The sequence below is a fragment of the Microtetraspora malaysiensis genome (assembly GCF_050947145.1).
Taxonomy (GTDB): domain Bacteria; phylum Actinomycetota; class Actinomycetes; order Streptosporangiales; family Streptosporangiaceae; genus Microtetraspora_A; species Microtetraspora_A malaysiensis.
This window is the reverse complement of sequence record NZ_CP191998.1, coordinates 7795558-7818239: the sequence shown is the minus strand read 5'-3', so window position 1 is coordinate 7818239 and position 22682 is coordinate 7795558. Positions and strand designations below refer to the sequence as shown.

Below are 22682 nucleotides of genomic sequence, written 5' to 3'. Positions count from 1 at the left end.
AGGAAACGAGGGTGAGCGGGATGACATCAGACGCACCGGCCGGTGGGGCGACGCTCTTCGAGGACATCGGACTGCTCTTCACCGCCGACCCTGAGCACGAGGAGATCGCCGACGCCGCGCTGATCGTCGAGGACGGGGTCGTCGCGTGGATCGGCCCCTCGTCCGGACCGGGCGTGCCCGCCGCCGACCGGCGGATCGGGGTGGAGGGGCGTGCCGTCATCCCGGGGTTCGTGGACAGCCACGCGCACCTGGTGTTCGCCGGGGACCGGACCGCCGAGTTCGCGGCCAGGATGGAGGGCCTGCCGTACTCCGCCGGAGGGATACGCACGACCGTGGCCGCGACCCGCGAGGCGGCCGATGCCGCGCTGGCCGCGAACGCCGGCGCCCTCGTCGCCGAGATGCTCGCGCAGGGCACGACCACCGTCGAGATCAAGAGCGGCTACGGCCTGACCGTCGAGGACGAGCGCCGCTCGCTGGAGATCGCCGGGCGGTTCACCGCCGAGACCACCTATCTCGGCGCCCACGTGGTGCCGCCGGGCGTCGGCGCCGACGACTACGTCTCCCTGGTGACCGGGCCGATGCTGGAGGCGTGCGCGCCGTACGCGCGGTGGGTGGACGTGTTCTGCGAGCGGGGCGCGTTCGACGGGGACCAGAGCCGGGAGATCCTCGCCGCCGGCATCGGGGCCGGGCTGGGCGCCCGGATCCACGCGGGCCAACTCGGCGAGGGGCCGGGCGTGCGCATCGCCTGCGAGCTCGGTGCGGCCTCGGCCGACCACTGCACCCACCTGACCGACGCCGACGTGGCCGCCCTGGCGGACAGCGGGGTGGTGGCCACCCTCCTCCCCGGGGCGGAGTTCTCCACCCGCTCGCCGTACCCGGACGCCCGCCGGCTGCTCGGCGCGGGCGTGTCCGTCGCCCTCGCCACCGACTGCAACCCCGGGTCGTCCTTCACCTCGTCGATGCCGTTCTGCGTGGCGCTGGCCGTACGTGAGATGCGGATGAGCCCCAAGGAGGCGGTGCGTGCCGCGACCGCCGGAGGCGCGCGGGCGCTGCGCAGGACCGACGTGGGCGTGCTCAGGGTGGGCGCCAGGGCGGACCTGGTCATCCTTTCGGCTCCCTCGTACGTCCACCTGGCCTACCGCCCCGGCGTGCCACTGGTGGACCAGGTGTGGAAGGACGGCGCCCGCGTCGTTTGACGTCCTCCTCAGGGGGTAAACAGAACCGTTTCCGGGGCGGCGCCTCCTCCTTGAGTAGGACGCCGAAAACCATTCTCCAGTCGTATTAGTTCTGGGAATCTTTCTTGTGGCCAAATCGTTGATCGGGTCAGGACAAAGACGGCGGGAAAGCCCTGGCCTGGGCCGACTCGACTCGGACATACGGCGGCGGCGGAACGAGGTGCCATCGAATGGCGACGGGGAATCGGACGCACGACCAGCACGTCTCTGATCGGGACTTGCTGGGGACCTACCTGGCGGAAATTGGGCGGGTCCCCTTGCTGACCGCGGAACAGGAGGTGGATCTCGCCAAGCGCATCGAGGCGGGCCTCTTCGCCGAGCACCTGCTGGACAGCGGACGCGTCGAGCCCAGAGTTTCGGACGCGGCCGACGAGGAACTGGAACGCATCGCGATTTCGGGGCGGCGTGCGAAGGACGAGTTCATCCAGGCGAACCTGCGTCTGGTGGTCGCGGTGGCACGGAAATACTCCGGCCGGGGGATGCCGCTGATCGATCTTGTCCAGGAGGGGAACCTGGGCCTGGTCCGGGCCGTGGAGAAATTCGATTACCGGCGTGGTTACAAGTTCTCCACCTATGCCACGTGGTGGATCCGCCAGGCCGTGGGCCGGTCCATCCACGAGCAGGCGCGTCCGGTGCGGCTGCCCACCCACGCGGGGGAGCAGATGACCCGCCTGATGCGGGTCCGCCGCGACATGCTGGCCGAACTGGACGTGGAGCCGACCGACGCCGATCTCGCCGCGGTGCTCGACCTGCCGATCGAGCGGGTTCGGGAGCTGCGCCGCTGGGCGTCCGACCCGGTGTCGCTGCAGCTCGGCGTGGGTGACGAGGATGAGACGGAGCTCGGCGACATGATCGCCGACGAGACCTGGGCCGACCCGGAGCAGCAGGCGATGGCCACGCTGGAGCGGGAGCGCCTGGAGGTGTGGCTGACGGGTCTGGAGGGGCAGGCCCGCGAGATGCTCCGCTGGCGGTACGGCCTCGTGGACGGCCGCGAGCACACGCTCACCGAGGTGGGGGAGCGGTACGGCATCGGCCGTGACCGGGCCAGGCGGCTGGAGCGCGACGCGCTGCTGCGGCTGCGCAAGATGGCGGGCGCCGCGGCCTGAGCGCGGGCCGCGCGGCGCGGTTGAACGGCGTGGGCGGGGGCCCGCCAGAGTGAGTAGGGCGTGAGCGGAAGCGCGCACCGGTTCCGGTGCGCGCTTCCGCGCGTTCCAGGGCTTCCCGGGCGTGTCGCGCGCGTCCGGCGCGTCCCGGGTGAACCGCCGGCCGATCTCGCCGCGTCACCGTCACAACTCGCCCGCCTCGGACGGCCGGCCAAATTTTTCGATCAAGCGGGGCGTGATCTTCCCCGTGATCCGCCCAGTGATCTTCCCCGTGCTCTTCTTCGTTCCGCACATTCCGCGTAGTGCGGCTTCCTAATGCGTTCGCCGTTCGGTCCCTTTCCTAAATCCTGACACGCGCCTCGACCGGAAGTGAGCCTTCCGAAACGAATGCGAAACACCACGGTGGCGAGTTTCACAGAGATGAAACACATGAGGTGGCGGCGTGAAACGGCGGAAGAACAATCTGTGGCCAACGTCAGTGCGCCAGCCGGTCGACGATGCCCTGGACGGACGCAACTGAGCGCGTGAATAGCCGGCCACATGGCAATGTAAGGAGGGCCGCGATCGATGGACAAGATCGATACCGGCACCACGGCCTGGATGATCACAGCCACCGCGCTGGTGTTGCTGATGACTCCCGGGCTCGCGTTCTTCTACGGGGGCATGACCAGGGCGAAGAGCGTCCTGAACATGATGATGATGTCGTTCGTCAGCATCATCACGGTCAGCATCGCTTGGGTCCTCTACGGGTACTCGCTGGCCTTCACCAGCGGCGGCGACGGCGTCGTCGGCAAGCTCGTCGGCGGCCTCGACGCCCTCGGCCTGCAGAGCATCATCGACACCGCCACGAAGGCGGAGGGCGGGATGCCGAGCATGGTCTTCTCCGCTTTCCAGATGACCTTCGCCATCATCACGGTCGCGCTGATCAGCGGCGCCATCGCCGACCGGGCGAAGTTCGGCGCGTGGGTGCTGTTCTCGGTCGTCTGGGCGACGCTCGTCTACTTCCCCGTGGCCCACTGGGTGTGGGGCGGCGGCTGGCTGGCCGGTCTCGGCATCGAGGACTTCGCGGGCGGCACGGTGGTCCACGTCAACGCCGGAGCCGCGGGGCTCGCGCTCGCGCTGGTGCTGGGCAAGCGGGCCGGGTGGCGCAAGGATCCGATGCGCCCGCACAACCTCACCCTGGTCCTCCTCGGCGTCGGCCTGCTGTGGTTCGGCTGGTTCGGCTTCAACGCGGGTTCGGAGCTCGCCGTGGACGGCACCGCCGGCCTGGCGTTCATGAACACCCAGGTCGCCGCGGCCGCCGCGGCGGGCGCCTGGATCCTGGTGGAGAAGCTGCGCGACGGACACTCCACGACGCTCGGTGTGGCGTCCGGCGCGGTCGCCGGCCTGGTCGCGATCACCCCGGCCTGCGGCTTCGTCGACCCGTGGGCGGCCGTCCTCCTCGGCGCCGTCGCCGGAGCGGCCTGCGCGTACGCGGTGGGGCTGAAGTACCGCCTCGGCTTCGACGACTCGCTCGACGTGGTCGGCGTCCACCTGGTCGGCGGCGCGATCGGCGCGGTCGCCCTCGGCTTCATCGCCCGCTACCCGTTCGCGGACGGTCAGGAGAAGGGCCTGCTGTACGGCGGTCCGCTCGCGCAGCTCGGCGTCCAGGCGCTCGGCCCGGTGGTCGTCGGCCTCTACTCCTTCGCCATGGCGTGGATCATCGGCAAGATCATCGACAAGACGATGGGCTTCCGGATCGACCGGGAGGAAGAGGTCACCGGCATCGACATCACGACGCACGCCGAGACCGGCTACGACCTCGGCACCGTCCACGCCTCCGGCGTGGCCTCGCTCAACGGGCCGGCGGTCCCGGCCGAGGTCAAGAAGGTGGACGCATGAGACTCATCACCGCGGTGATCAAGCCGTTCAAGCTCGACGACGTCAAGGCGGCGCTTGAGCAGTTCGGCGTCAAGGGCATGACGGTCAGCGAGGCCAGCGGGTACGGCCGCCAGCGCGGGCACACCGAGGTGTACCGCGGCGCGGAGTACCAGGTCGACCTGGTCCCCAAGGTCCGGCTGGAGGTGCTCGCCGAGGAGGACGACGCCGAGGACGTGATCGACGTCATCGTCAAGGCCGCCCAGACCGGCAAGATCGGTGACGGCAAGGTGTGGTCCGTGCCGGTGGACACGGTGGTCCGGGTCCGCACCGGTGAGCGCGGGCCGGAGGCCCTGTAGCCGCATGGCGAGAGGGGACGCTCGCTCGTTCGCCACAGCGCGCAAGGAACGCGCGGCGGACGTCGACAGGTGGCTCGCCGATCTGCTCCGTGCGGCGTGCGCGTGGCCGTACGCCGAGGCAGGGCGGGACGGGGCGGGCGCCGCCGCCGGGATCCGGCCGGGGCGTGCGGAGCAGCGCGGCGTGGCCCGGGTCCGGGACGGGCGCGTCGCCGCCGATCGGAGCGCGTTCGACGGCGTCGCGCTCGTCGCGGTCGGCAGCCTGGGGCGGGGCGAGCTCGCCCCGGGCAGCGACCTCGACCTCGTCCTGCTGCACGACGGCCGGGACGACGTGGGCCGGCTCGCGGACCGCCTCTGGTACCCGATCTGGGACTCCGGCGTCGGGCTCGACCACTCGGTCCGCACGCTCGACGAGGCGGCCGAGGTGGCCCGCGAGGACTTGAAGGCGGCGCTCGGCCTGATTCAGGCCAGGCATGTCGCGGGCGACGCCGAGCTGACCCGGGCGCTGCGCGAGGCCGTGCTCGCCGACTGGCGCGCCCGCTCCCGGCGCAGGCTGGCCGAGTTGAGGGAGGCGGCCGACCGGCGGGCCGGGGCGAGCGGCGAGCTGGCCTTCCTCCTCGAACCCGACCTGCGCGACTCGCGGGGCGGGCTGCGGGACGTGCAGGCGATGCAGGCCGTGGCCGCCGCCTGGGTCGCCCCGGCGCCCGGCCCCCGGGTCCGGGAGGCGTACGAGCTGCTGCTGGACGCGCGGCACGCGCTGCACCTGGTCACGGGACGCGGCGCGGACCGGCTGGTGCTGCAGGAGCAGGAGGCGGTCGCGGGCAGCCTCGGCCTGCTGGACGCCGAGGCGCTGATGCGCCGCCTGGCCGAGGCGGGGCGCACGATCTCGCACGCGTTCGACGCGACCTGGCGGACGGTGGACCGGCTGCTGGCCGGCCCCGCGCCGCGGGGGCGGCGGCCGCTCGCCGACGGTGTGGTCGAGTACGGCGGCGAGGTGGTGCTCGCCCGGGGCGCCGAACCGCGTACGGATCCTGTTCTCGTGCTCCGCGCCGCCGCGGCGGCGGCTGGGGCCGGGCTGCCGATGGCCCCCGCGACGGTGTCCACACTGGCCGCGCAGTGCCCGCCGCTCCCTGTGCCGTGGCCGAAGGAGGCCAGGGACGCCCTGGTGTCGCTGCTGGGCGCGGGACGCGCCGCGGTGCCCGTATGGGAGGAGCTGGACCAGTCGGGCGTCCTCGTGCGCCTCATCCCCGACTGGGAGCGGGTACGGCACCGCCCGCAGCGCAACCCGGTGCACCGGTACACCGTGGATCGGCACCTGATCGAGACGGCCGCGGCGGCCGCCGCGTACACGCGTGAGGTGTCCCGTCCCGACCTGTTGCTCATCTCGGCCCTGCTGCACGACGTGGGCAAGGGATGGCCGGGCGACCACTCGGTGACGGGCGAGGTCGTCGCCAGGGACATCGGCTTCCGGATGGGCCTGCCGCGCGCGGACGTGGACGTCCTGACCCGGGTCGTCCGCCACCACCTCCTGCTGCCCGAGACGGCGACCCGGCGCGACCTCGACGATCCGCTGACCGTCTCCCGCGTGGCGGAGGCCGTGGGCTCCCGCGAGGTGCTGGAACTCCTGGCCGTGCTCGCGGTCGCGGACGGTGAGGCCACCGGCCCGGCCGCGTGGAACTCCTGGAAGGCGTCGCTGGTCGCCGACCTGGTGCGCCGGGTGCGGTCGGTGCTGTCCGGCGCGCCGCCCGCGCCCGCGCCGGTCCTCTCGCCCGAGCAGGCCGCGCTGGCCCGGCACGGCGGCGGCGCGGTACGGGTCCACGGCGGCGCGGTGACGGTGGTGGCGCCGGACCGTCCGGGGCTGCTGTGGCACGCGGCCGGGGTGCTGGCCGCGCACCGGCTCGTCGTCAGGTCGGCGGCCTCGGCGTCGGCCGGCTCGACCGCCGTGATCGAGTTCGCCGTCGTGCCCGAATACGGCTCGCCGCCGGACCCGGCGGCGCTCGAGGCCGACCTGCGCCTGGTGCTGGCCGGGCGCCTGGACATCGAGCGGCGGCTGGCCCGCCGGGCCGGCGCGATGCGGCGGTCGCGCGTCCCCGTCGCGCCGCCGCGGGTCACGCTGGTGGACGACGCGTCCAGCACGGCCACGGTGGTCGAGGTGCGGGCGCATGATCGTCCGGGGCTTCTGTGGCGAATTGGGCGGGCTTTCGGCGAATGTGGCCTTGACGTGAGAGCGGCCCGGGTGGAGACTCTCGGCGCGGAGGCCGTGGACGTCTTCTACGTCGTCGATCGGGCCGGCAGGCCTCTCGTGGACGTTGAGCAGCGAGGTGACGTGCGGCGACACGTGCTCGCCGCGCTGCGGTGACCTAGCTGGAGACGTGGCCGGAGACGCAGGGGAAAGACCCCTTACCAGTTGGTAACAATTCTGTGCGCCTTTGAGGGCGAATCGCCGGTAATCGTGACCTTGTGGTCGAATTGTCCGCGTTTGAGTAGCGATGTCACTTCATGCTGTCGGGATGCGTGAGGGCATCCCAGAATGGCGGGGCCGGTGAATACGGAGCAGCGAAGCGGCGCGGAGGAGACGGCGGGGACGCCGAGCCGCGCATGGGCGCGGCGCCTGGCACCCCGGAATTGGCGCGTTCCCTCCCGGCTGACCGCCTTGATCGTCGCGCCGACCCTGGTGGCGGTGGCCCTCGCGGGCGCCAAGGTCGTCGACTCGATGGACAGCCTGAACGCGTACCAGCGGACGAGCTCGGCCGCCGAGTACTCCGTACGGCTGCGCGACCTCTCCCAGCAACTCGCCATGGAACGCGACCTCGCCGCGCGCGGCGGCGACGCGAAGCGGGTCTACAACGTGGACGGGTCCACCAAGATCACCCTCGCCGACCAGCACGGCGTGGTCGACGGCCTCGCGCGGAAGGTCGCCGCCGACCTCGCGAAGATCGACGACGGCTACGGCGTGCGAGCCGTACAGCTCGCCGAGCAGGCGGGGAACCGGCTCTCCGGTCTGGAGAACGTCCGCGAGAAGGGCAGCGAGGAAGACTACGGCGGCATCATCGCCGGCCTGCTGCGGCTGCACGACGAGCTCGGCCAGAGTGGCGACGACGCCGTCGTCATCGCCGACATGCGGGCCCTGGGCGCGCTGGCCAACGCCAAGGAGGAGGCGTCGCGGCAGCGCCAGATGCTGACCAGGGAGCTGCTTGAGCCGCACCAGCGGTTCACCGCCTACGAGCTGCGCGACTTCATCGCCTCCCAGTCGCGCCAGCAGGGGTTCGTCGACCGCTTCTACGCCGAGACGAACTCCGCCGACGCGGCCTTCCTCGCCGGGCTCCTCAGCGACAAGAACGTCGTGGACACCGAGCTGACCAAGTCCTGGGCGATCACCCTGGCGATTCAGAACGTCTCCCTCAGCGGCTACAAGTCCAGGGACCGCATGCTGGTGCGCTGGTTCCAGCACAGCACCAAGACGATCGAGCAGCTCGCGGTCGCCGAGAAGCGGCTCTCCACGGCCGTCATCGACCGCGCCACCGGCCTGCAGTCGGCCGAGCAGCGCAACGCGCTGATCGCCGTCGGGCTGATCCTCGCGCTGCTCATGCTGGTCCTCGCCACCACCGTGCTCATCGCCCGCTCGATGGTCCGGCCGCTGCGCCGGCTGCGCGCCGAGGCCCTGGAGATCGCCGGAACCCGGCTCCCCGAGGTCGTACGGCGGATGCGCGAGTCGGACGACGCCGGGGCCGCCCCCGAGGTGCAGCCCATCGACCTCGGCACGGAGGACGAGATCGGCGAGGTGGCCCAGGCGTTCGACGAGGTGCACGCGCAGGCCGTCCGGCTGGCCGCCGAGGAGTCCCGGCTGCGCACCCACGTCAACGCCATGTTCGTGAACCTGTCGTGGCGGACCCAGACGCTCGTCGAGCGGCAGATCTCGCTGATCGACGGCCTGGAGCGCGGCGAGCAGGACGGCCGCCGCCTCGCCGACCTGTTCAAGCTGGACCACCTGGCCACCCGCATGCGCCGCAACAGTGAGAACCTCCTGGTCCTCGCCGGGCACGAGTCCGCGCGCAAGCGCAGCAAGCCGGCACTCCTGGTCGACGTCGTACGCGCGGCCCTGTCGGAGGTCGAGGACTACGAGCGGGTGAACGTGCGGGTCCACCGCTCCGCCTCGGTCGCCGGGCACGCCGCCAACGACTCCGTCCACCTGGTCGCGGAGCTGCTGGAGAACGCCATCTCCTTCTCGTCCGACCGCACCAAGGTCGTGGTGTCGAGCGACCGCATCGAGGGTGGCGCGGTGCTGCTCTCGGTGTGCGACTCCGGGATCGGCATGTCGCCGGACGAACTGGCCGAGGCCAACCGCAGACTCTCCGAGCCGCCCGCCGTGGACGTGTCCGTCTCCCGGCGGATGGGGCTCTTCGTGGTCGGCCGCCTCGCCCAGCGGCACGGCATTCGAGTCCAGCTCCGCCCGGGTGACTCCGGCGGGTTGATCGCCATGGTGTTGTTCCCCGCCACGCTCGTCGCCGGCGACGAGCGGAGCGCGCCCGCGCGTCCGGGCGCCGCCCTACCCGCGAGCGGCCAGAGCGGCCAGAGCGGCCAGAACGGCCAGCAGGGCCGCGCCCAGATCGCGGGGCCGGCTCCGACGCGGTCACCGGGCGGCGGGCTCGAACCGACCCAGGGCGGAGCCCTCCCGGCGCGGGGCGCCCGGGGCGCCGCCGTACCGGGTCAGCGGGACACCCGCACTCCCGCTCCTGGCGCCACCACCCCGGCCGGCGACGCGTCGCCGGGCCGGGCGAACGGACTGCCCACGCGCAAGCCCGCCGCCAGCGGCTTCTCGGCCGCCGGCGGCGCCCAGATCGCCCCCGGCGGGTTCTCCGCCTTCGGCGACCAGGGGCAGCAGGACACCGAGAGCTTCCCCGCCATCGGGACCGCCGGCCGGACGGCCGACGACGGCGCCGCGGCGCAGCCCGGCTGGAGCGCGCCGGCGGGCTACTCGGCCCGCCACTCCGACCAGGACGGACGTCCCGGCGCCGGGTCCTCCGACCCGGCCGGGCGCGCGGACCGGCCGGGGGTCGCGGGCTCGCGGCCGTCCGTCCCGGAGTCGCCGCTGAACATGCCCAGGTTCACCGAGGACTCGGGCGCCTTTCCCATCGGTGCCGCGACCCCGATGCCCTCGCCGGTCTCCGGCGACACGCACCTGGAGCGGGGGGACGAGTTCCTGCCGATCTTCGCCGCGGTCGAGTCCGCCTGGTTCCGCCGTCCCGCCCAGCAGGTCGCGGGCGCCGTACGCGCCGACGGCGGCGCGACCGGGGCGCGGGAGACACCGGGCGCCGAGCTGACCTCGGGCGCGGCCTCCGGCGCGACCGCGGCCCGGCCATCCGGGGACGGCGCGGCCCGGGGAAGTTGGGGATCCCAGGCGGACAGCGGATACCGGGCGGCCGCCGCCGCGAGCGCTCCCGCCACGGGCGGCGTCACGGACGCGGGCCTGCCGAGGCGGACCCCCAAGGCCAATCTGGTGCCCGGTTCGGTGGACGCGGTGACCAGCACTCCGGACGCGGCCAGACCGGCGGTCTCGCCCGACCTGGTTCGCAGCCGGCTGTCCAGCTACCAGCAGGGTGTACGGCGCGGCCGAGCCGACGTGTCCGGCTCCGGCGCCGCGCCCGGTAATGAGGAGGAGAGCTCGTGACCGCGCTCAGCGTTGAGGCACGCAGGTTCGACTGGTTGATCACGGAGTTCGTCGGCGGCACCCCGGGGGTCGCGCACGCCGTGGTGGTGTCGGCGGACGGCCTGCGACTGGCCAACTCGGACGGGTTTCCACCCGATCGCGCCGACCAGCTCGCCGCCGTGGCGGCGGGGCTGCTCAGCCTGACCGTGGGCGCGTCCCGCGTCTTCGACGGCGGCCCGGTGACGCAGACCGTGGTCGAGATGCAGCGCGGTCTCATGCTGATCATGGCGATCAGCGACGGCTCCTGCATGGCCGTCCTCGCCGCGGCCGACTGCGACATGGGCCTGGTGGCCTACCAGATGACGCTGCTGGTCGAGCGGGTCGGCCAGGTGCTCACCCCGGCGCTGCGCGCCGAGCTGCAGTCGGCCCGGCGCTGACCCGGGTCATAGGAGACATGAATGCGCCCTGGTGAGGCGGAAGAGGACGAGCCCCTCTTCCGTCCGTACGCCGTCACCGGCGGTCGCTCCGAGCCGCGTTATCACCTGGCGATGGAGACTCTCGTATCGTCGGTGACCCTGATGAGCGATGATTACACTCTGCTCAGCCCCGAGCAGGAGTCGATCATAGTGCTCTGCCGTTCCGTTCGTTCCGTCGCGGAGATCTCCGCGCTGCTGCGGGTCCCGCTCGGCGTGGCCCGCGTGCTCATCGCCGACCTGGCCGACGAGGGCCTGATCCGTCTGCACATGCCGCAGCTCAACCAGGGTCAGCCCGACGCCAACCTGCTCGAAAGGGTGCTCAGTGGACTTCGCCGGCTCTAGCCAGGGCTCTCAGCGGGGCCTGACCTCGACGAAGATCGTGGTGGCGGGCGGTTTCGGCGTGGGCAAGACCACGTTCGTCGGGGCGGTCTCGGAGATCATGCCGCTCACGACCGAGGCCGTCATGACCGACGCCAGCGCCGGCATCGACGACCTCGGTCTCACGCCCAACAAGACCACGACCACCGTGGCGATGGACTTCGGGCGGCTCTCCCTGGCCCAGGACCTGATCCTCTATCTGTTCGGTACGCCCGGCCAGCACAGGTTCTGGTTCATGTGGGACGATCTTGTACGCGGCGCGATCGGCGCCGTCGTGCTGGTCGACAGCCGCAGGCTGGCCGACTGCTTTCCCGCCATCGACTACTTCGAAGAGGCCGGGCTGCCCTTCGTGGTGGCGATGAACGGCTGGGACGGCTCCTTCCAGCACTCGATGGACGAGGTGAGGGAGGCGCTGTCGCTCGCCCCGCACGTACCCGTGGTCAAGACGGACGCGCGCTCGCGCGAGGCGGTGAAGTCCACGCTGATCAGCCTCGTGGAGTACGTGCTCCGCACGCGGGCGGGATACTGACGCCGCCGGCCTCCCGGCGCGTTCTCCGGCACGCTCCGGCCGCGGTGGGGGCCGGGCCGCGCGACATGCTGTGCCGGGTGTGAGAGGGAGCCGAAAAGGCTCGGCGGAGCGCCCCTTAATGGGGGCTTTTGTGGCTAAATGTCCGATTTCTGACCAGGGTCACAAGTCGCACCGTGTTGAACACGGATTCAAATCAGGTCGCCCACTGATCGCTAACACTGTCCGATAAGTCTTGCTTAAACCTGGTTGGGGCTGCAACACTCCTCCTTTGGCCTGCCCTTTGCAGAGCTCTCGAAGATCTGAATCCCGAAGGAGTTACGGTCGTGTCCCGTACCCGGTACACCCGCCGTCTTCCGGCTGCCGCCATCGTGGCCGGTCTTGCCCTCGCCCTGGCAGCATGCGGCTCGGAGGGCACAGGAGCCGGGGCGGCTCCCGCCGCGTCCGCCGACAAGCTGGACCCCAACGCGGACCTGAAGCAGCAGAAGCTCAACATCACCATCTGGGACGGCTACTCGCCCAAGGACCTTCCGGACAGGGTTAAGCAGAAGCTCGGCTTCCCCATCAACATCGCTATCCACGACACCAACGAGACGGCGATGGCCAAGCTCACCGCGTCGGCGGACAGCGGCTTCGACGTCGCCTTCGTCTCCGGTCAGTACGCCCAGGCGCTCAACGAGCAGGGTCTGCTCGAGCCGCTGCACCACGAGCTGATCCCCAACCTCGCGAACCTCTTCCCCGAGGCGTCCGAGCTGTCGTACGACAAGGGCAACAAGTTCTCGGTCCCCTACACCTGGGGCACCACCGGCATCTGCTACCGCAGCGACCTGGTGAAGACGGCGCCGACGAGCTGGAACGACATCCTCAACCCGGCGCCGGAGTACAAGAAGAAGGTCACGATGATGACCACCGAGCGCTGGCTGGCCCTGCCGGCCCTGAAGTCGCTCGGCTACTCCATCAACACCGCCGACGACGGCCAGATCGCCAAGGCGAAGGATCTTCTCCTCAAGGCGAAGAGCAACCTCCTCGCGTACGACGACACGACGTTCGGCGACCGGCTCAAGTCCGGCGAAGCCGTCATGGTCGAGGCGTGGGACGGTTGGTGCCCGGAGAACGAGAAGAACATCAAGTTCACGGTGCCGAAGGAGGGCAGCGACCTCTGGGCGGACACCATGGTGATCTTGAAGACCTCCAAGAACAAGGAGGCGGCGCACGCCTTCATCAACTACATCCTGGACCCCGAGATCCACAGCTGGCTGGCCGAGAACATCATGTACAAGGCCCCCAACAAGGCCGCGATGGAGAAGGTCAACCCGGCCACCCTCCAGTCGTTCCCGTCGCTCAAGATGAGCCCGGCCGACCTGCTCCAGGGTGAGTCGATCATCGACCTGGGCGCCGACTCGGCCAAGTACACCCGCCTGGCGACCGAGATCGCGGCGCAGCAGTGATCCTCCGCGGCTGACCTCGCGCGTGAACACATGGACCGGCGCCTCCCTTCAGGGGGGCGCCGGGACCGTTACAACGCAAGATCCGGCCGATATGGATCGCTCGGACGGACCCAAATGCGGTCCCAAACATCCCGTTCTGAGGGAATAAGGCCACGATTGAGCGCGGTGCGCGTTTGGCCGATCTGGTAATGGTGTGTTCCAATTACCCTCGCTTCAATGAGGTCCCAGGCGTCACATCCGCATCGCGGCTGGGGGCCATGGCTGCGCGTATATGACTTCGGCAAGAGGTTGCGAAAACCCGTGAGTACTCAAGAACCCAAGGCTGTCCCGCAGCCGGAGGCCGCACCGGCTTCCATGCCGGCCTCCGAGTCGGCGTCCAAGCGCGCTTCCGGGGACGGCGGTTGGTTCCGGCTGGGGAACTGGAGGGTGCGGTCCCGACTCATCGCGCTCATCCTGCTTCCCACGGTCGTCGGTGTGCTCCTCGGCGGCATCCAACTCGCCGACGCGGTCAACACATCGGTCCAATACCGGCGCATCAACGAGGTCGCGGGTCTGGTCCAGGCCGTGGGCGCCCTCTCGCACGAAGTCGCGGTGGAGCGCGACTACACCGCCTGGTACACGGCGACCAACCGAAGGCTCACCCGGCTGACCCAGGTGAAGAACATTCGGCAGGAGACCGACAAGGCCAAGCGGGTCGTCGTCGACAAGATCCAGCAGCTCGACAGCGGCCACTCCGCTCGTGTGCGGAACCGGGTCGAGGACATCCAGCGCTGGATGGACAGCCTCCCCGGTCTCCGCAAGCAGTTCGACTCCAACGGTGTTCCCGCCCGAGCCGTCCTCGGCACGTACAAGAGCATGATCGAGGCGTTCAACGGGCTGTCCGACGAGCTGCGCACCGCGACCGGCAACGACCGGATGTTCGCCGACGGCGTCGCCCTCGGCGCGCTCACCCGCGCCCAGGAGCAGCTCGCCCGGCAGCGTGGCATCCTCACCGTCGGTCTCGCGGAGAGGGCGTTCACCAACGACGACCTCGCCGACTTCCTCGGAGCCCGCCAGGCGCAGGAAAGCAACTTCGAGACGTTCCAGAAGGAAGCCTCGGCCGACGACGCCAAGTTCTACGCGCAGACGGTCAAGGGCATCCAGATCGAGAAGGCGTACTCCCTCCGAGCGAGCGCCCTCGCCCAGATGCGCGAGTACAACGAGCTCAGAGACCTGGACCGCACCCGCACCGACGACCTGCGCCTGTGGTTCGAGACGATGACCACGACCGTCGACAAGATGAACGCCGTCGAGCAGCGCCTCGCCGGGTCCGTCGTGACGCAGACGCAGTCCATGGCCGACGACGAGCAGCGCCGCGCGATCATCTCCGGTTCCGCGATCCTCCTGCTCCTCGGCCTGATGCTGCTGATCACCACCGCGGTCGCCGGTTCGCTCACCCGGCCGCTGCGCCGCCTGCGCCGCGAGGCCCTGGAGATCGCCGGTTCGCGGCTGCCGCGCACGGTCCAGATGCTGCGCGAGTCGCAGGACGAGTCGCTCAAGGTCGAGGTCGCGCCGATCCAGGTCACCACCCGCGACGAGATCGGTGAAGTCGCCCGGGCCTTCGACGAGGTCCACCAGGAGGCCATCCGCCTGGCGGGTGACGAGGCCCGGCTGCGCAGCAACGTCAACTCGATGTTCGTGAACCTCTCCCGTCGTACGCAGACCCTGGTGGAACGCCAGCTCGCCCTGATCGACGGGCTGGAGCAGGGCGAGCAGGACGAGAACCGTCTCGGCAACCTGTTCAAGCTGGACCACCTGGCGACCCGCATGCGCCGCAACAGTGAGAACCTGCTGGTCCTCGCGGGCCAGGAGCCGGCCCGCCGGTGGGGCCAGCCGGTCCCGGTCGTCGACGTCGTCCGCGCCTCCCTCTCCGAGGTCGAGAACTACGAGCGGGTGAGCCTGCAGGTGACCGCGGGCGGCGCGGTCGTCAGCCAGGCCGTCAACGACGTCGTCCACCTCGTCGCGGAGCTGGTCGAGAACGCCATCTCGTTCTCCCCCCGCGAGACGAAGGTCGTCGTGGCGAGCAACCGCATCGACGGCGGCGGGCTCATGATCTCCGTCAGTGACCTGGGCATCGGCATGACCGCCGAGGAACTGGCCCAGGCCAACTGGCGACTGGCCAACCCGCCGGTCGTGGACGTGTCGGTGTCCCGGCGCATGGGTCTGTTCGTGGTCGGCCGCCTCGCGCTGCGCCACGGCATCCGGGTGCAGCTCCGCCAGCAGGACGCGGGTGGCCTCACCGCCATGGTGCTCCTGCCCGAGGCGCTGCTCGGCCAGCAGGGCGGACCGGCCTTCCCCGGCATGCCGCCGGCCGAGCCCGCCGCGCAGTTCGGCGCCCAGTTCGACGCCGCCGCGTTCGGCGCGGCCCCGGCGCTGGGCAGCCCGACGTCCTTCGACGCCCCGAAGCGCACGCCGGTGATCGGCTCGGACGCGCCGGGCGTCGGCGCCCCCGGCGCCGACCCGTTCGAGCGCGGCCCGTTCGACACCTTCGGCCGGGACAAGGAGCCGTTCGCCAAGAGCGCGTTCGGTTCCGAGGGTCCCCGGGAGCCGGAGCCGCCGGTCCGCGACGCCTTCGAGGCGCCGGCCGCCCGCGACCCGTTCGATGCTCCCGCCACCGGGCGGAACCCGTTCGACCCGCCGCCCGCGACCACGCGGAACCCGTTCGATCCGCCTCCGTTCGAGCGCGGTGCGGACTCCGACCCCTTCGGGACGGGCCCGTTCGCCGCGGGCGCCCCGGAGCCGGAGCCGTTCGCGCCCAACCTCTTCGATCCGCCTCCGTACGAGCGCGGCAAGGCGACCGGAGCCCCCGTCGACACGCCGTGGCCCGGGCACCTGCCCGCGCCGGGCAGCTCCTCCTGGCCCACCCCGCCCGGGGACTCCGGCGGCTGGCCGGTCGCCCCCGCGACGGGGGACGCCTCCGGCACCGGAGCGTTCGAGTCGGACTCGGACAACACCGGCCCCCTCCCGGCGATCCGCAACTCGCCGATGGAGGACCAGCCGGAGGAGTTCCTGCCGATATTCGCGGCGGTCGAGTCCGACTGGTTCAGGAAGGTCGAGCCCGGTTCGGAGGAGGCCGTGAAGGACGCCGACGAGGAAGTCCGCGAGGCCGGCGAGGCCGACGCGCGGCAGTGGTCGTCCCCGGCCGACGCGGGATGGCAGGCCGCCAAGGCCGCCAGCGACCCGTCGCTCGGTGGAGTCACCTCCTCCGGCCTGCCCAGGCGGGTCCCCAAGGCCAACCTGGTGCCGGGATCCGCGTCGGCGATCGCCTCCAGCGGGGCATCGGCGTCGGCGACGCCGGCACCCCCGCCGCCCGCCCCTTCGCTCTCGCCCGACCGCGTACGCAACCGGCTGTCGAGCTTCCAGCAGGGCATCCGGCAGGGACGCGCGGTGGCGCGAGGAGAGGTCAGCGGTGAGCAGGGTTATCCAGGGGCGTCGCCGTTCATCGGCGGCGGCTCGGACACTGACAAGGAGGACGCATGAGGGAGATGAGCCAGGCGGCTCGCGGCATCAACTGGCTGATCACTGACTTTGTGAGCAACGTTCCCGGCGTGGCCCACACGGTGGTGGTGTCGGCGGACGGTCTGCCGCTGGCGTTCTCCGATGGGTTCCCGAAGGACCGGGCGGACCAGTTGGCGGCCGTGGCGGCCGGATTGATCAGCTTGACGCAGGGCGCCTCTCGGGTATTCGAGGGTGGCCCGGTCACGCAGACCGTGGTGGAGATGCAGCGCGGGCTGCTTCTGATCATGTCGATCAGTGACGGGTCGTGTCTCGCGGTCCTCGCGTCCGCGGACTGCGACATGGGTCTGGTGGCGTATCAGATGACGCTGCTGGTGGATCGTGCGGGACAGGTGCTTACCCCCGCGGTACGCGCCGAGCTCCAAGCGTCCCACCCCAGATAAAGGCGACGACAGGAGGACGTTGTGGCAGGCGGCGGCTGGACGGACGAGCCCTACCCGCCGGTGGACGACGCCCACCGGCGCTATGGCGGGACGAACCCGATTCCCCAACCCGGGCCGGCGGAGCCGAGTTCACTGGTGCGCCCATACGCGGTGACCGGTGGGCGTACGGCACCGCGTCTCCAACTCGCCATGGAGGCGCTCGTGTCCTCCATGACCTCGACTCACCAGGATCTGTCCACCCTCCCGCCGGAGCGGCAGGCGATCATCACGCTCTGCCGCCAGATCAGGTCCGTGGCGGAGGTCTCGGCGATGCTGCGGATCCCGCTGGGCGTGACCCGCGTGGTGATCTCCGACATGGCGGCGGAGGGGCTGGTGCACGTGCACCAGCCGCAGTTGGACGCTGGTAAGCCGGATCTGAACTTGCTTGAAAGGGTGCTCAGTGGACTTCGCAGGCTCTAGCCAGGGCTCTCAGCGGGGCCTGACCTCGACGAAGATCGTGGTGGCCGGCGGTTTCGGCGTGGGTAAAACCACGTTCGTCGGCGCGGTCTCGGAGATCATGCCGCTCACGACCGAGGCGGTGATGACCGACGCCAGCGCCGGCATCGACGACGTCGGTCTGGTGCCGCACAAGACCACGACGACGGTCGCGATGGACTTCGGCCGCGTCTCCCTGGACCAGGACCTGATCCTCTATCTGTTCGGTACGCCCGGTCAGCACAGGTTCTGGTTCATGTGGGACGACCTCGTACGCGGCGCCATCGGCGCCGTCGTGCTGGTCGACACGCGGCGGCTGGCGGACAGCTTCCCCGCGGTCGACTACTTCGAGGAGGCCCAGCTCCCGTTCGTCGTCGGCGTCAACGGCTTCGACGGGCAGTACCCGCACAGCGAGAACGAGGTCCGTGAGGCGCTGAGCCTCTCCGCGCACGTCCCGATCGTGCGGACCGACGCCCGCACCCGCGAGTCGGTCAAGACCACGCTCATCACGCTGGTCGAGCACGCCCTCACCATGCGGGTCGCCGTACCCGGCTGGGGCGGCCGCTGACCGAGCCCCGGCACGCGTACGCGCGCGCCGGGGCCGGCGTCCGTCAGGCGGGCAGTGCCTCGATCAGGCTCGCGCCGGCCGGCAGCGGCAGCACGCGGGAGAGCGCCAGGCCGGAGGTGGCGAGCAGCTCCGCGTACTCGCCGCGGGTGCGTTCCCTGCCACCGTGCAGGGCGAGCATCCGCAGGTCGACCTCCTTGCCGATGTGCGGGGAGTCGTCGTCGGGCAGCACCATCTCCAGCAGCAGCACCCGTCCGTCCGCGGGCATCGCCGCCCGGACGTTGCCCAGGATCCGCAGGGCGTCCTCGTCGCTCCAGTTGTGGATGATGCTCGCCAGCAGGTAGGCGTCGGCTGCGGGCACACCGGTGAAGAAGTCACCCGGCGCCAGTTCGCACCGGTCGCCGAAGCCCCGCGCCTCCAGTGACGCGCGGGCCCCCTCCACCACGTGCTCCCGGTCGAAGAGCACGCCGCGCACCGTGGGATGGGCCGCGAGCACCGCGGCGAGCAGGTGCCCGTTTCCGCCGGCCACGTCAACGAGGGTCTTCACGTCCGAGAAGTCGTAATCCGCCGCGAGCGCCGCCCCAATCGGCACGGCCCGGGTCTCCATGTAGTCGTTGAACTCCCGCGCCGCCTCCGGACGCGCCGCCAGGTAGTCGTAGTACGGCCCGTTCCGTACCACGAACACCGACCCGCCCCGCCGTACGGACTCGGGGAGCAGGCCGAGCGCCTGCCAGTAGCCCTCCTCCGCCATCACGCGCACGGCCGGCCGCATGCTTCCCGGCACGTCGCCGCGCATCACCTGGCCGGCCTCGGTCAGCTCGTACACGTGCGGAGCGACTGAGCGCACCACGCCTATGGCGGCGAGCTCGCGCATGACCCGGCCGAGGGCCGTGGCGTCCGCGTCGCAGAGGGCGGCCAGGTCGGTCACGCCGAGCGGGCCGGCGGCCAGGTGGTCGGCGCAGCCCAACTCGGCCATGGCGGCGAGGGCGCCGAACCGGGAGAGGCCGACGATGGCGTCCCAGACGGGCCCGGTGGAGTCGATCACTTCTTCTCCAGAACTGAGGTGGATTCGGTGGTGTGGCCGGTGCCGCCGCCCCGGACGAGGCGGCCGACCTCGGCGCGCAGCCGGACGAAGGCGTCGAGCTGTCTGGTCGCGATCTGGTCCCGCGTACGGCCGAGATCGATCACCAGGTCGGCCGCGACGACCGTCGGCGACTTGGTGAGCACGACGACCCGGTCGCCGACGTACACGCTCTCGTCGATGTCGTGGGTGATCAGCAGGATCGTCATGCCGTGGTGGGCGCACACGTTCAGGACCAGGTCTTCCAGGTCCTCGCGGGTCTGCGCGTCCACGGAGCCGAAGGGTTCGTCCATGAGCAGCAGCGACGGCCGATAGGCGAGCGCCCGCGCGATGGAGACACGCTGCTGCATCCCGCCGGACATCTCCCACGGGTACTTGTTCCCCGCGTCGGCGAGCCCGACCTGGTCGAGGGCGGCCATCGCGGCCTCCCTGCGCTGCTTCCGGTCCATGCCCTTGCGCCGCAGCGGCAGCGCGACGTTGTTCGCCGCCGACATCCACGGGAAGAGCGACCGGCTGTAGTCCTGGAAGACGATCGCCAGGTCGTCCGGCGTCCGCTCGACCGGCTGGCCGCCGAGTGTGATGCTCCCTCCGGACGGTCTGATCAGCCCGGCGACGGAACGCAGCAGCGTGGACTTCCCGCACCCCGACGGGCCGACGACGCTGACCAGCTCGCCCTCGGCCACGGAGAGGCTCACCCCGCCCAGCACGCGGTGCGGGCCGTACGAGTGGACCAGATCGGTGATCTTGAGCACGGGACCTTCCTAGGTAGTCTGCCTGGCACCCCGGTGCCAGGCCAGCACCCGCCGTTCCACCAGCAGGAACGCGGAGTTGAGCAGGTACCCGAGCACGCCGAGCAGCACGATGCAGCCCCACATGTCCGGATAGAGGTAGCTGCGCTGGGTGTAGAGCAGCCGGTAGCCGATCCCGTCGGTGCCCGCGAAGATCTCGGCGATGACCATGAGGATCAGCGCGAGGGAGAGCGCGAGCCGCAGCCCGGCGAAGATCTTGGGCAGCGCGGACGGCAGGACGACCCGCCACAGGCGCTGGGCCGCCGACAACCCGAAGATCCGAGCGGTCTCCAGATGCTGGCGGTCCACCGTGCGCGCGCCGTCGATCGTGTTGAGCAGGATCGGCCAGATCACCCCGAAGACGATCGTGGCGAGCTGGGCCGGGGTGCCGAGCTTCAGCAGGGCCAGGAAGAACGGCACGAGCAGCGGCGGTGGAACGGCCCGGCCGAACTGGATCAGCGGGTTCACATAGTCGGACAGCCGGGGCGAGCACCCGATGGCGATCCCGGCGGCGACGCCGATGACCGCGGTGAGCAGCCAGCCGGAGAACAGCCGGGCCATGCTGGGGCCGAGGTCGGCGAGCGCGCCGTCCGTCAGCAGGAGCCGGGACGGCGGGCCGGAGAACCACATCTCGTGCATCCGCGCGAGGACGGCCGACGGGGGAGGGAAGAACGGCTGCTCCGCCGCGCGCGTGACGACCTCCCACGCCACGAGCACGACGGGCACGAGCCACAGACGGCCGAGAGCCGCGATCACCTTCATCGGGCGCCTCCCGTACGGACGTGGTGCCAGCGGAAGAGGCGGCGTTCCACCGCCACCATCACGGCGTCGGCGACCAGGCCGAACAAGCCGGCCCACAGGGTGGCGGCCAGCATGAGGTCGATCCGGCTGCCGCTCGCCGCCTCGGTGATGTAGACGCCGACGCCCTCGGAGCCCCCCGCCATCAGTTCCGCGCTGATCGCCAGGATGACGGCGATGCCGGACGCGACGCGGATCCCGGTGGCGATGAACGGCGCGGCGCTGGGCAGCGCGACCCGGGCCAAAACCGGGATCGGACCGAAACCGAAACTCCGCAGCGTCTCCTTGGCGAGCGGGTCCACGTCCTTCAGGCCGTAGATCGTGTTGATCAGCACCGGCCAGGACGCCGCGTACACGATGACCGCCAGCTTCAGGTGCAGGTTGTCGCTGAAGAGCAGGATCGCCAGCGGGATGACCGCGACCGAGGGGATCGGCCGGAGGAACTCGATCAGCGGGCGCACCGCCGCCTCGGCCCGGGGCAGCGTGCCGAGCAGCAGCCCGGCGGGTACGGCCAGCGCGACCGTGAGCAGCAGCCCGAGAGCCCAGACGGTGAGTGTGGCGCCGGCGTCGGCGAGGAAGTCGGGGTCGGCGACCAGGCCGGCCGCCGCGCCGAGCACCACGGACATGCGCGGCAGGAACCGGTCGTCGACCAGCCCGCTCAGCCCGACGAGCTCGGCGACGGCGAGGAACCCCGCGACGCCGGCGGCGCCGCGGAGCACTCGTGCGTAGTTCATGATCTGAGGGTCGTCTCCGTCAGCTCGCCGGAGGAGCGACCATTATGGACTTCACGTCGAAGTCGCTCTTGAGGTAGCCGTACTCCTTCATGAGGGCCGCCACCCGTTCGAGCCGGGTCTCGCTCAGGGACGTGGGGTAGGAGCCGAGGGCGATGACCGCCGCGGTGGCCGCGTCGATCTTCGTGTAATCCGGAAGGACCTCTTCCACGATCTTTCGGTCGTTCGCCACGAGTTCCTGCGCCTTTCCGAGTGCGCGCTGGAATGCGGCCATGGTTTTCGGGTATTTATTGGCGACCGATTCTGTCGTCAGCCACCCGGCGACCGGAAGGTCCTGGGTGGGGCCGGTCATCTCGTCGGAGATGATTCGTCCACCCGCCTTCGACTCCACGGTGATAAACGGCTCGACCATAGCGGCAGCATCGACCTGACCGTTTTCCAGGGCGGCCGGCATGTCCGGATAGTTCTTCTCGACGAACTGGTCCTGAGTGGCCGTCACCCCGGCCACCTTCATCTGCACCTCGGCGGTGAACTGGCTCACGTTCCTGAACGTGTTGACCGCGATCTTCTTGCCCTTGAGGTCGGCGGCAGTTTTGATCGGGGAGTCCTTTTTCACCATGATGACGAAGGCCCCGGGCGCCGCGCCGTAGCTGTCGGCGACGTACTTGAACTTGCCCGCGCCGCTCTCCTGGGCGAGGAAGGTGCCGATGTAGGCGCCGAGCGTGAGGTCGATGCTGCCGCCGAGCAGCTTCTGGATGCCGACCGCGCCGCCCGCGACGACCTCGGGCTTGATGTCGAGCCCTTCCTCCTTGAAGAAGCCCCTCTTGATCGCGACCTGCAGCGGAGCGATGTCGGGGACCGGGATTGTGCCCACGACCAGCGTGGTCTTCTCCAGTCCGCCGCCGGCCGCGGCGCCGTCCGAAGACGGTGATGAGGTCTTATCTGAACCGCCGCAGGCGGCGAGGGCCAGCATGGCCGCGACGCCGACGGCGAAGGTTCGACCCATAAGTCGCATGGAGTCTCCTTGGCATGGGAAGAGGCGCGCCCGGCCGGGGACGATGATCGCGGAAGGCGGGCGACGGGCGAGAAGCGTACAGCAGCCTAAACTTCTTAACAGGGAATAAGTCGCCTATGTCGCCAAACTTGTCAATAAATCCACTATGTCCGATAATCGGCGGATGGCGAATTGGACCGGTTCCGCGCCAGGTCCCGGATTCGGGCGCGAGTCGCTCTCGCTGGTCCGTCCCAGGTATCGCTCTCCGCGCTCCCTCTCCCTCGCAT

The 22682-nt window shown here is 70.7% G+C and carries 19 protein-coding genes; 14 read left to right on the top strand and 5 right to left on the bottom strand.

The window, feature by feature from the left end; all coding sequences use genetic code 11:
• The first annotated feature begins 20 nt into the window (after positions 1-20).
• The 14 genes from hutI to ACQP1V_RS36545 all read left to right on the top strand — a co-directional run bounded on the left by hutI (position 21) and on the right by ACQP1V_RS36545 (position 18006).
• On the top strand, positions 21-1196 hold the full coding sequence (hutI, locus tag ACQP1V_RS36610; RefSeq protein ID WP_067124745.1) for an imidazolonepropionase: 1176 nt from the start codon (positions 21-23) through the stop codon (positions 1194-1196).
• A gap of 209 nt (positions 1197-1405) precedes the next feature.
• Entirely contained in the window at positions 1406-2341 is a 936-nt protein-coding gene (locus ACQP1V_RS36605; RefSeq protein WP_067124743.1) for a sigma-70 family RNA polymerase sigma factor, read from the top strand.
• A gap of 564 nt (positions 2342-2905) precedes the next feature.
• Positions 2906-4219: an ammonium transporter gene (locus ACQP1V_RS36600; protein ID WP_433218347.1), complete on the top strand. Its 1314-nt coding sequence runs from the start codon at positions 2906-2908 to the stop codon at positions 4217-4219.
• Positions 4216-4554 carry a P-II family nitrogen regulator gene (locus tag ACQP1V_RS36595; protein ID WP_012888521.1) on the top strand — a complete coding sequence of 113 codons (339 nt, stop codon included), beginning with the start codon at positions 4216-4218 and terminating at the stop codon, positions 4552-4554. Before ACQP1V_RS36600 ends, ACQP1V_RS36595 begins: the two co-directional genes overlap by 4 nt.
• A 4-nt stretch (positions 4555-4558) precedes the next feature.
• A complete protein-coding gene (locus ACQP1V_RS36590; protein ID WP_433415133.1) occupies positions 4559-6910 on the top strand; it encodes a [protein-PII] uridylyltransferase in 2352 nt (783 codons plus the stop codon).
• A gap of 294 nt (positions 6911-7204) precedes the next feature.
• The gene (locus ACQP1V_RS36585; RefSeq protein ID WP_433415131.1) at positions 7205-10219 is read left to right on the top strand and encodes a nitrate- and nitrite sensing domain-containing protein; all 3015 of its coding nucleotides are present in this window, start codon (positions 7205-7207) and stop codon (positions 10217-10219) included.
• Positions 10216-10635: a roadblock/LC7 domain-containing protein gene (locus tag ACQP1V_RS36580; protein ID WP_387411498.1), complete on the top strand. Its 420-nt coding sequence runs from the start codon at positions 10216-10218 to the stop codon at positions 10633-10635. Before ACQP1V_RS36585 ends, ACQP1V_RS36580 begins: the two co-directional genes overlap by 4 nt.
• Positions 10636-10656: 21 nt before the next feature.
• On the top strand, positions 10657-11016 hold the full coding sequence (locus ACQP1V_RS36575; RefSeq protein ID WP_387411497.1) for a DUF742 domain-containing protein: 360 nt from the start codon (positions 10657-10659) through the stop codon (positions 11014-11016).
• A 19-nt stretch (positions 11017-11035) separates the two neighbouring features.
• Positions 11036-11581, top strand: a complete 546-nt coding sequence (locus tag ACQP1V_RS36570) for a GTP-binding protein (protein ID WP_067125940.1) — start codon at positions 11036-11038, stop codon at positions 11579-11581.
• Positions 11582-11904: 323 nt separating this feature from the next.
• Positions 11905-13026 (top strand): polyamine ABC transporter substrate-binding protein, encoded by a 1122-nt coding sequence (locus tag ACQP1V_RS36565; protein WP_433415129.1) that lies wholly within the window; start codon positions 11905-11907, stop codon positions 13024-13026.
• 426 nt (positions 13027-13452) lie between these two features.
• Positions 13453-16545 (top strand): nitrate- and nitrite sensing domain-containing protein, encoded by a 3093-nt coding sequence (locus ACQP1V_RS36560; RefSeq protein WP_433415128.1) that lies wholly within the window; start codon positions 13453-13455, stop codon positions 16543-16545.
• Positions 16542-16964, top strand: coding sequence for a roadblock/LC7 domain-containing protein (locus ACQP1V_RS36555; protein WP_433415126.1), 423 nt, complete (start codon positions 16542-16544; stop codon positions 16962-16964). Before ACQP1V_RS36560 ends, ACQP1V_RS36555 begins: the two co-directional genes overlap by 4 nt.
• A 21-nt stretch (positions 16965-16985) precedes the next feature.
• Entirely contained in the window at positions 16986-17423 is a 438-nt protein-coding gene (locus ACQP1V_RS36550; RefSeq protein ID WP_084258247.1) for a DUF742 domain-containing protein, read from the top strand.
• Positions 17404-18006 carry a GTP-binding protein gene (locus ACQP1V_RS36545; RefSeq protein ID WP_084258245.1) on the top strand — a complete coding sequence of 201 codons (603 nt, stop codon included), beginning with the start codon at positions 17404-17406 and terminating at the stop codon, positions 18004-18006. The genes ACQP1V_RS36550 and ACQP1V_RS36545 overlap by 20 nt, the downstream gene beginning before the upstream one ends.
• Positions 18007-18049: 43 nt before the next feature.
• On the opposite strand, the gene ACQP1V_RS36540 is transcribed toward ACQP1V_RS36545, so the two are convergent.
• The 5 genes from ACQP1V_RS36540 to ACQP1V_RS36520 are packed head-to-tail and all read right to left on the bottom strand — an operon-like array spanning position 18050 to position 22374.
• Positions 18050-19048 carry a methyltransferase gene (locus ACQP1V_RS36540; RefSeq protein ID WP_433415124.1) on the bottom strand — a complete coding sequence of 333 codons (999 nt, stop codon included), beginning with the start codon at positions 19046-19048 and terminating at the stop codon, positions 18050-18052.
• On the bottom strand, positions 19045-19836 hold the full coding sequence (locus ACQP1V_RS36535) for an ABC transporter ATP-binding protein (protein ID WP_433415122.1): 792 nt from the start codon (positions 19834-19836) through the stop codon (positions 19045-19047). Before ACQP1V_RS36535 ends, ACQP1V_RS36540 begins: the two co-directional genes overlap by 4 nt.
• Before the next feature lie 9 nt (positions 19837-19845).
• Positions 19846-20634, bottom strand: a complete 789-nt coding sequence (locus tag ACQP1V_RS36530) for an ABC transporter permease (protein ID WP_433415120.1) — start codon at positions 20632-20634, stop codon at positions 19846-19848.
• On the bottom strand, positions 20631-21404 hold the full coding sequence (locus ACQP1V_RS36525) for an ABC transporter permease (RefSeq protein ID WP_433415118.1): 774 nt from the start codon (positions 21402-21404) through the stop codon (positions 20631-20633). The genes ACQP1V_RS36530 and ACQP1V_RS36525 overlap by 4 nt, the downstream gene beginning before the upstream one ends.
• Positions 21405-21423: 19 nt before the next feature.
• Positions 21424-22374 (bottom strand): ABC transporter substrate-binding protein, encoded by a 951-nt coding sequence (locus tag ACQP1V_RS36520; RefSeq protein ID WP_433415116.1) that lies wholly within the window; start codon positions 22372-22374, stop codon positions 21424-21426.
• Between the last annotated feature and the right edge of the window lie 308 nt (positions 22375-22682).

Coding starts and splice junctions, on each gene's coding strand:
- hutI (WP_067124745.1), top strand. CDS start 21: ATGACATCAGACGCACCGGCCGGTGGGGCGACGCTCTTCGAGGACATC.
- ACQP1V_RS36605 (WP_067124743.1), top strand. CDS start 1,406: ATGGCGACGGGGAATCGGACGCACGACCAGCACGTCTCTGATCGGGAC.
- ACQP1V_RS36600 (WP_433218347.1), top strand. CDS start 2,906: ATGGACAAGATCGATACCGGCACCACGGCCTGGATGATCACAGCCACC.
- ACQP1V_RS36595 (WP_012888521.1), top strand. CDS start 4,216: ATGAGACTCATCACCGCGGTGATCAAGCCGTTCAAGCTCGACGACGTC.
- ACQP1V_RS36590 (WP_433415133.1), top strand. CDS start 4,559: ATGGCGAGAGGGGACGCTCGCTCGTTCGCCACAGCGCGCAAGGAACGC.
- ACQP1V_RS36575 (WP_387411497.1), top strand. CDS start 10,657: ATGCGCCCTGGTGAGGCGGAAGAGGACGAGCCCCTCTTCCGTCCGTAC.
- ACQP1V_RS36555 (WP_433415126.1), top strand. CDS start 16,542: ATGAGGGAGATGAGCCAGGCGGCTCGCGGCATCAACTGGCTGATCACT.
- ACQP1V_RS36530 (WP_433415120.1), bottom strand. CDS start 20,634: ATGAAGGTGATCGCGGCTCTCGGCCGTCTGTGGCTCGTGCCCGTCGTG.
- ACQP1V_RS36525 (WP_433415118.1), bottom strand. CDS start 21,404: ATGAACTACGCACGAGTGCTCCGCGGCGCCGCCGGCGTCGCGGGGTTC.
- ACQP1V_RS36520 (WP_433415116.1), bottom strand. CDS start 22,374: ATGCTGGCCCTCGCCGCCTGCGGCGGTTCAGATAAGACCTCATCACCG.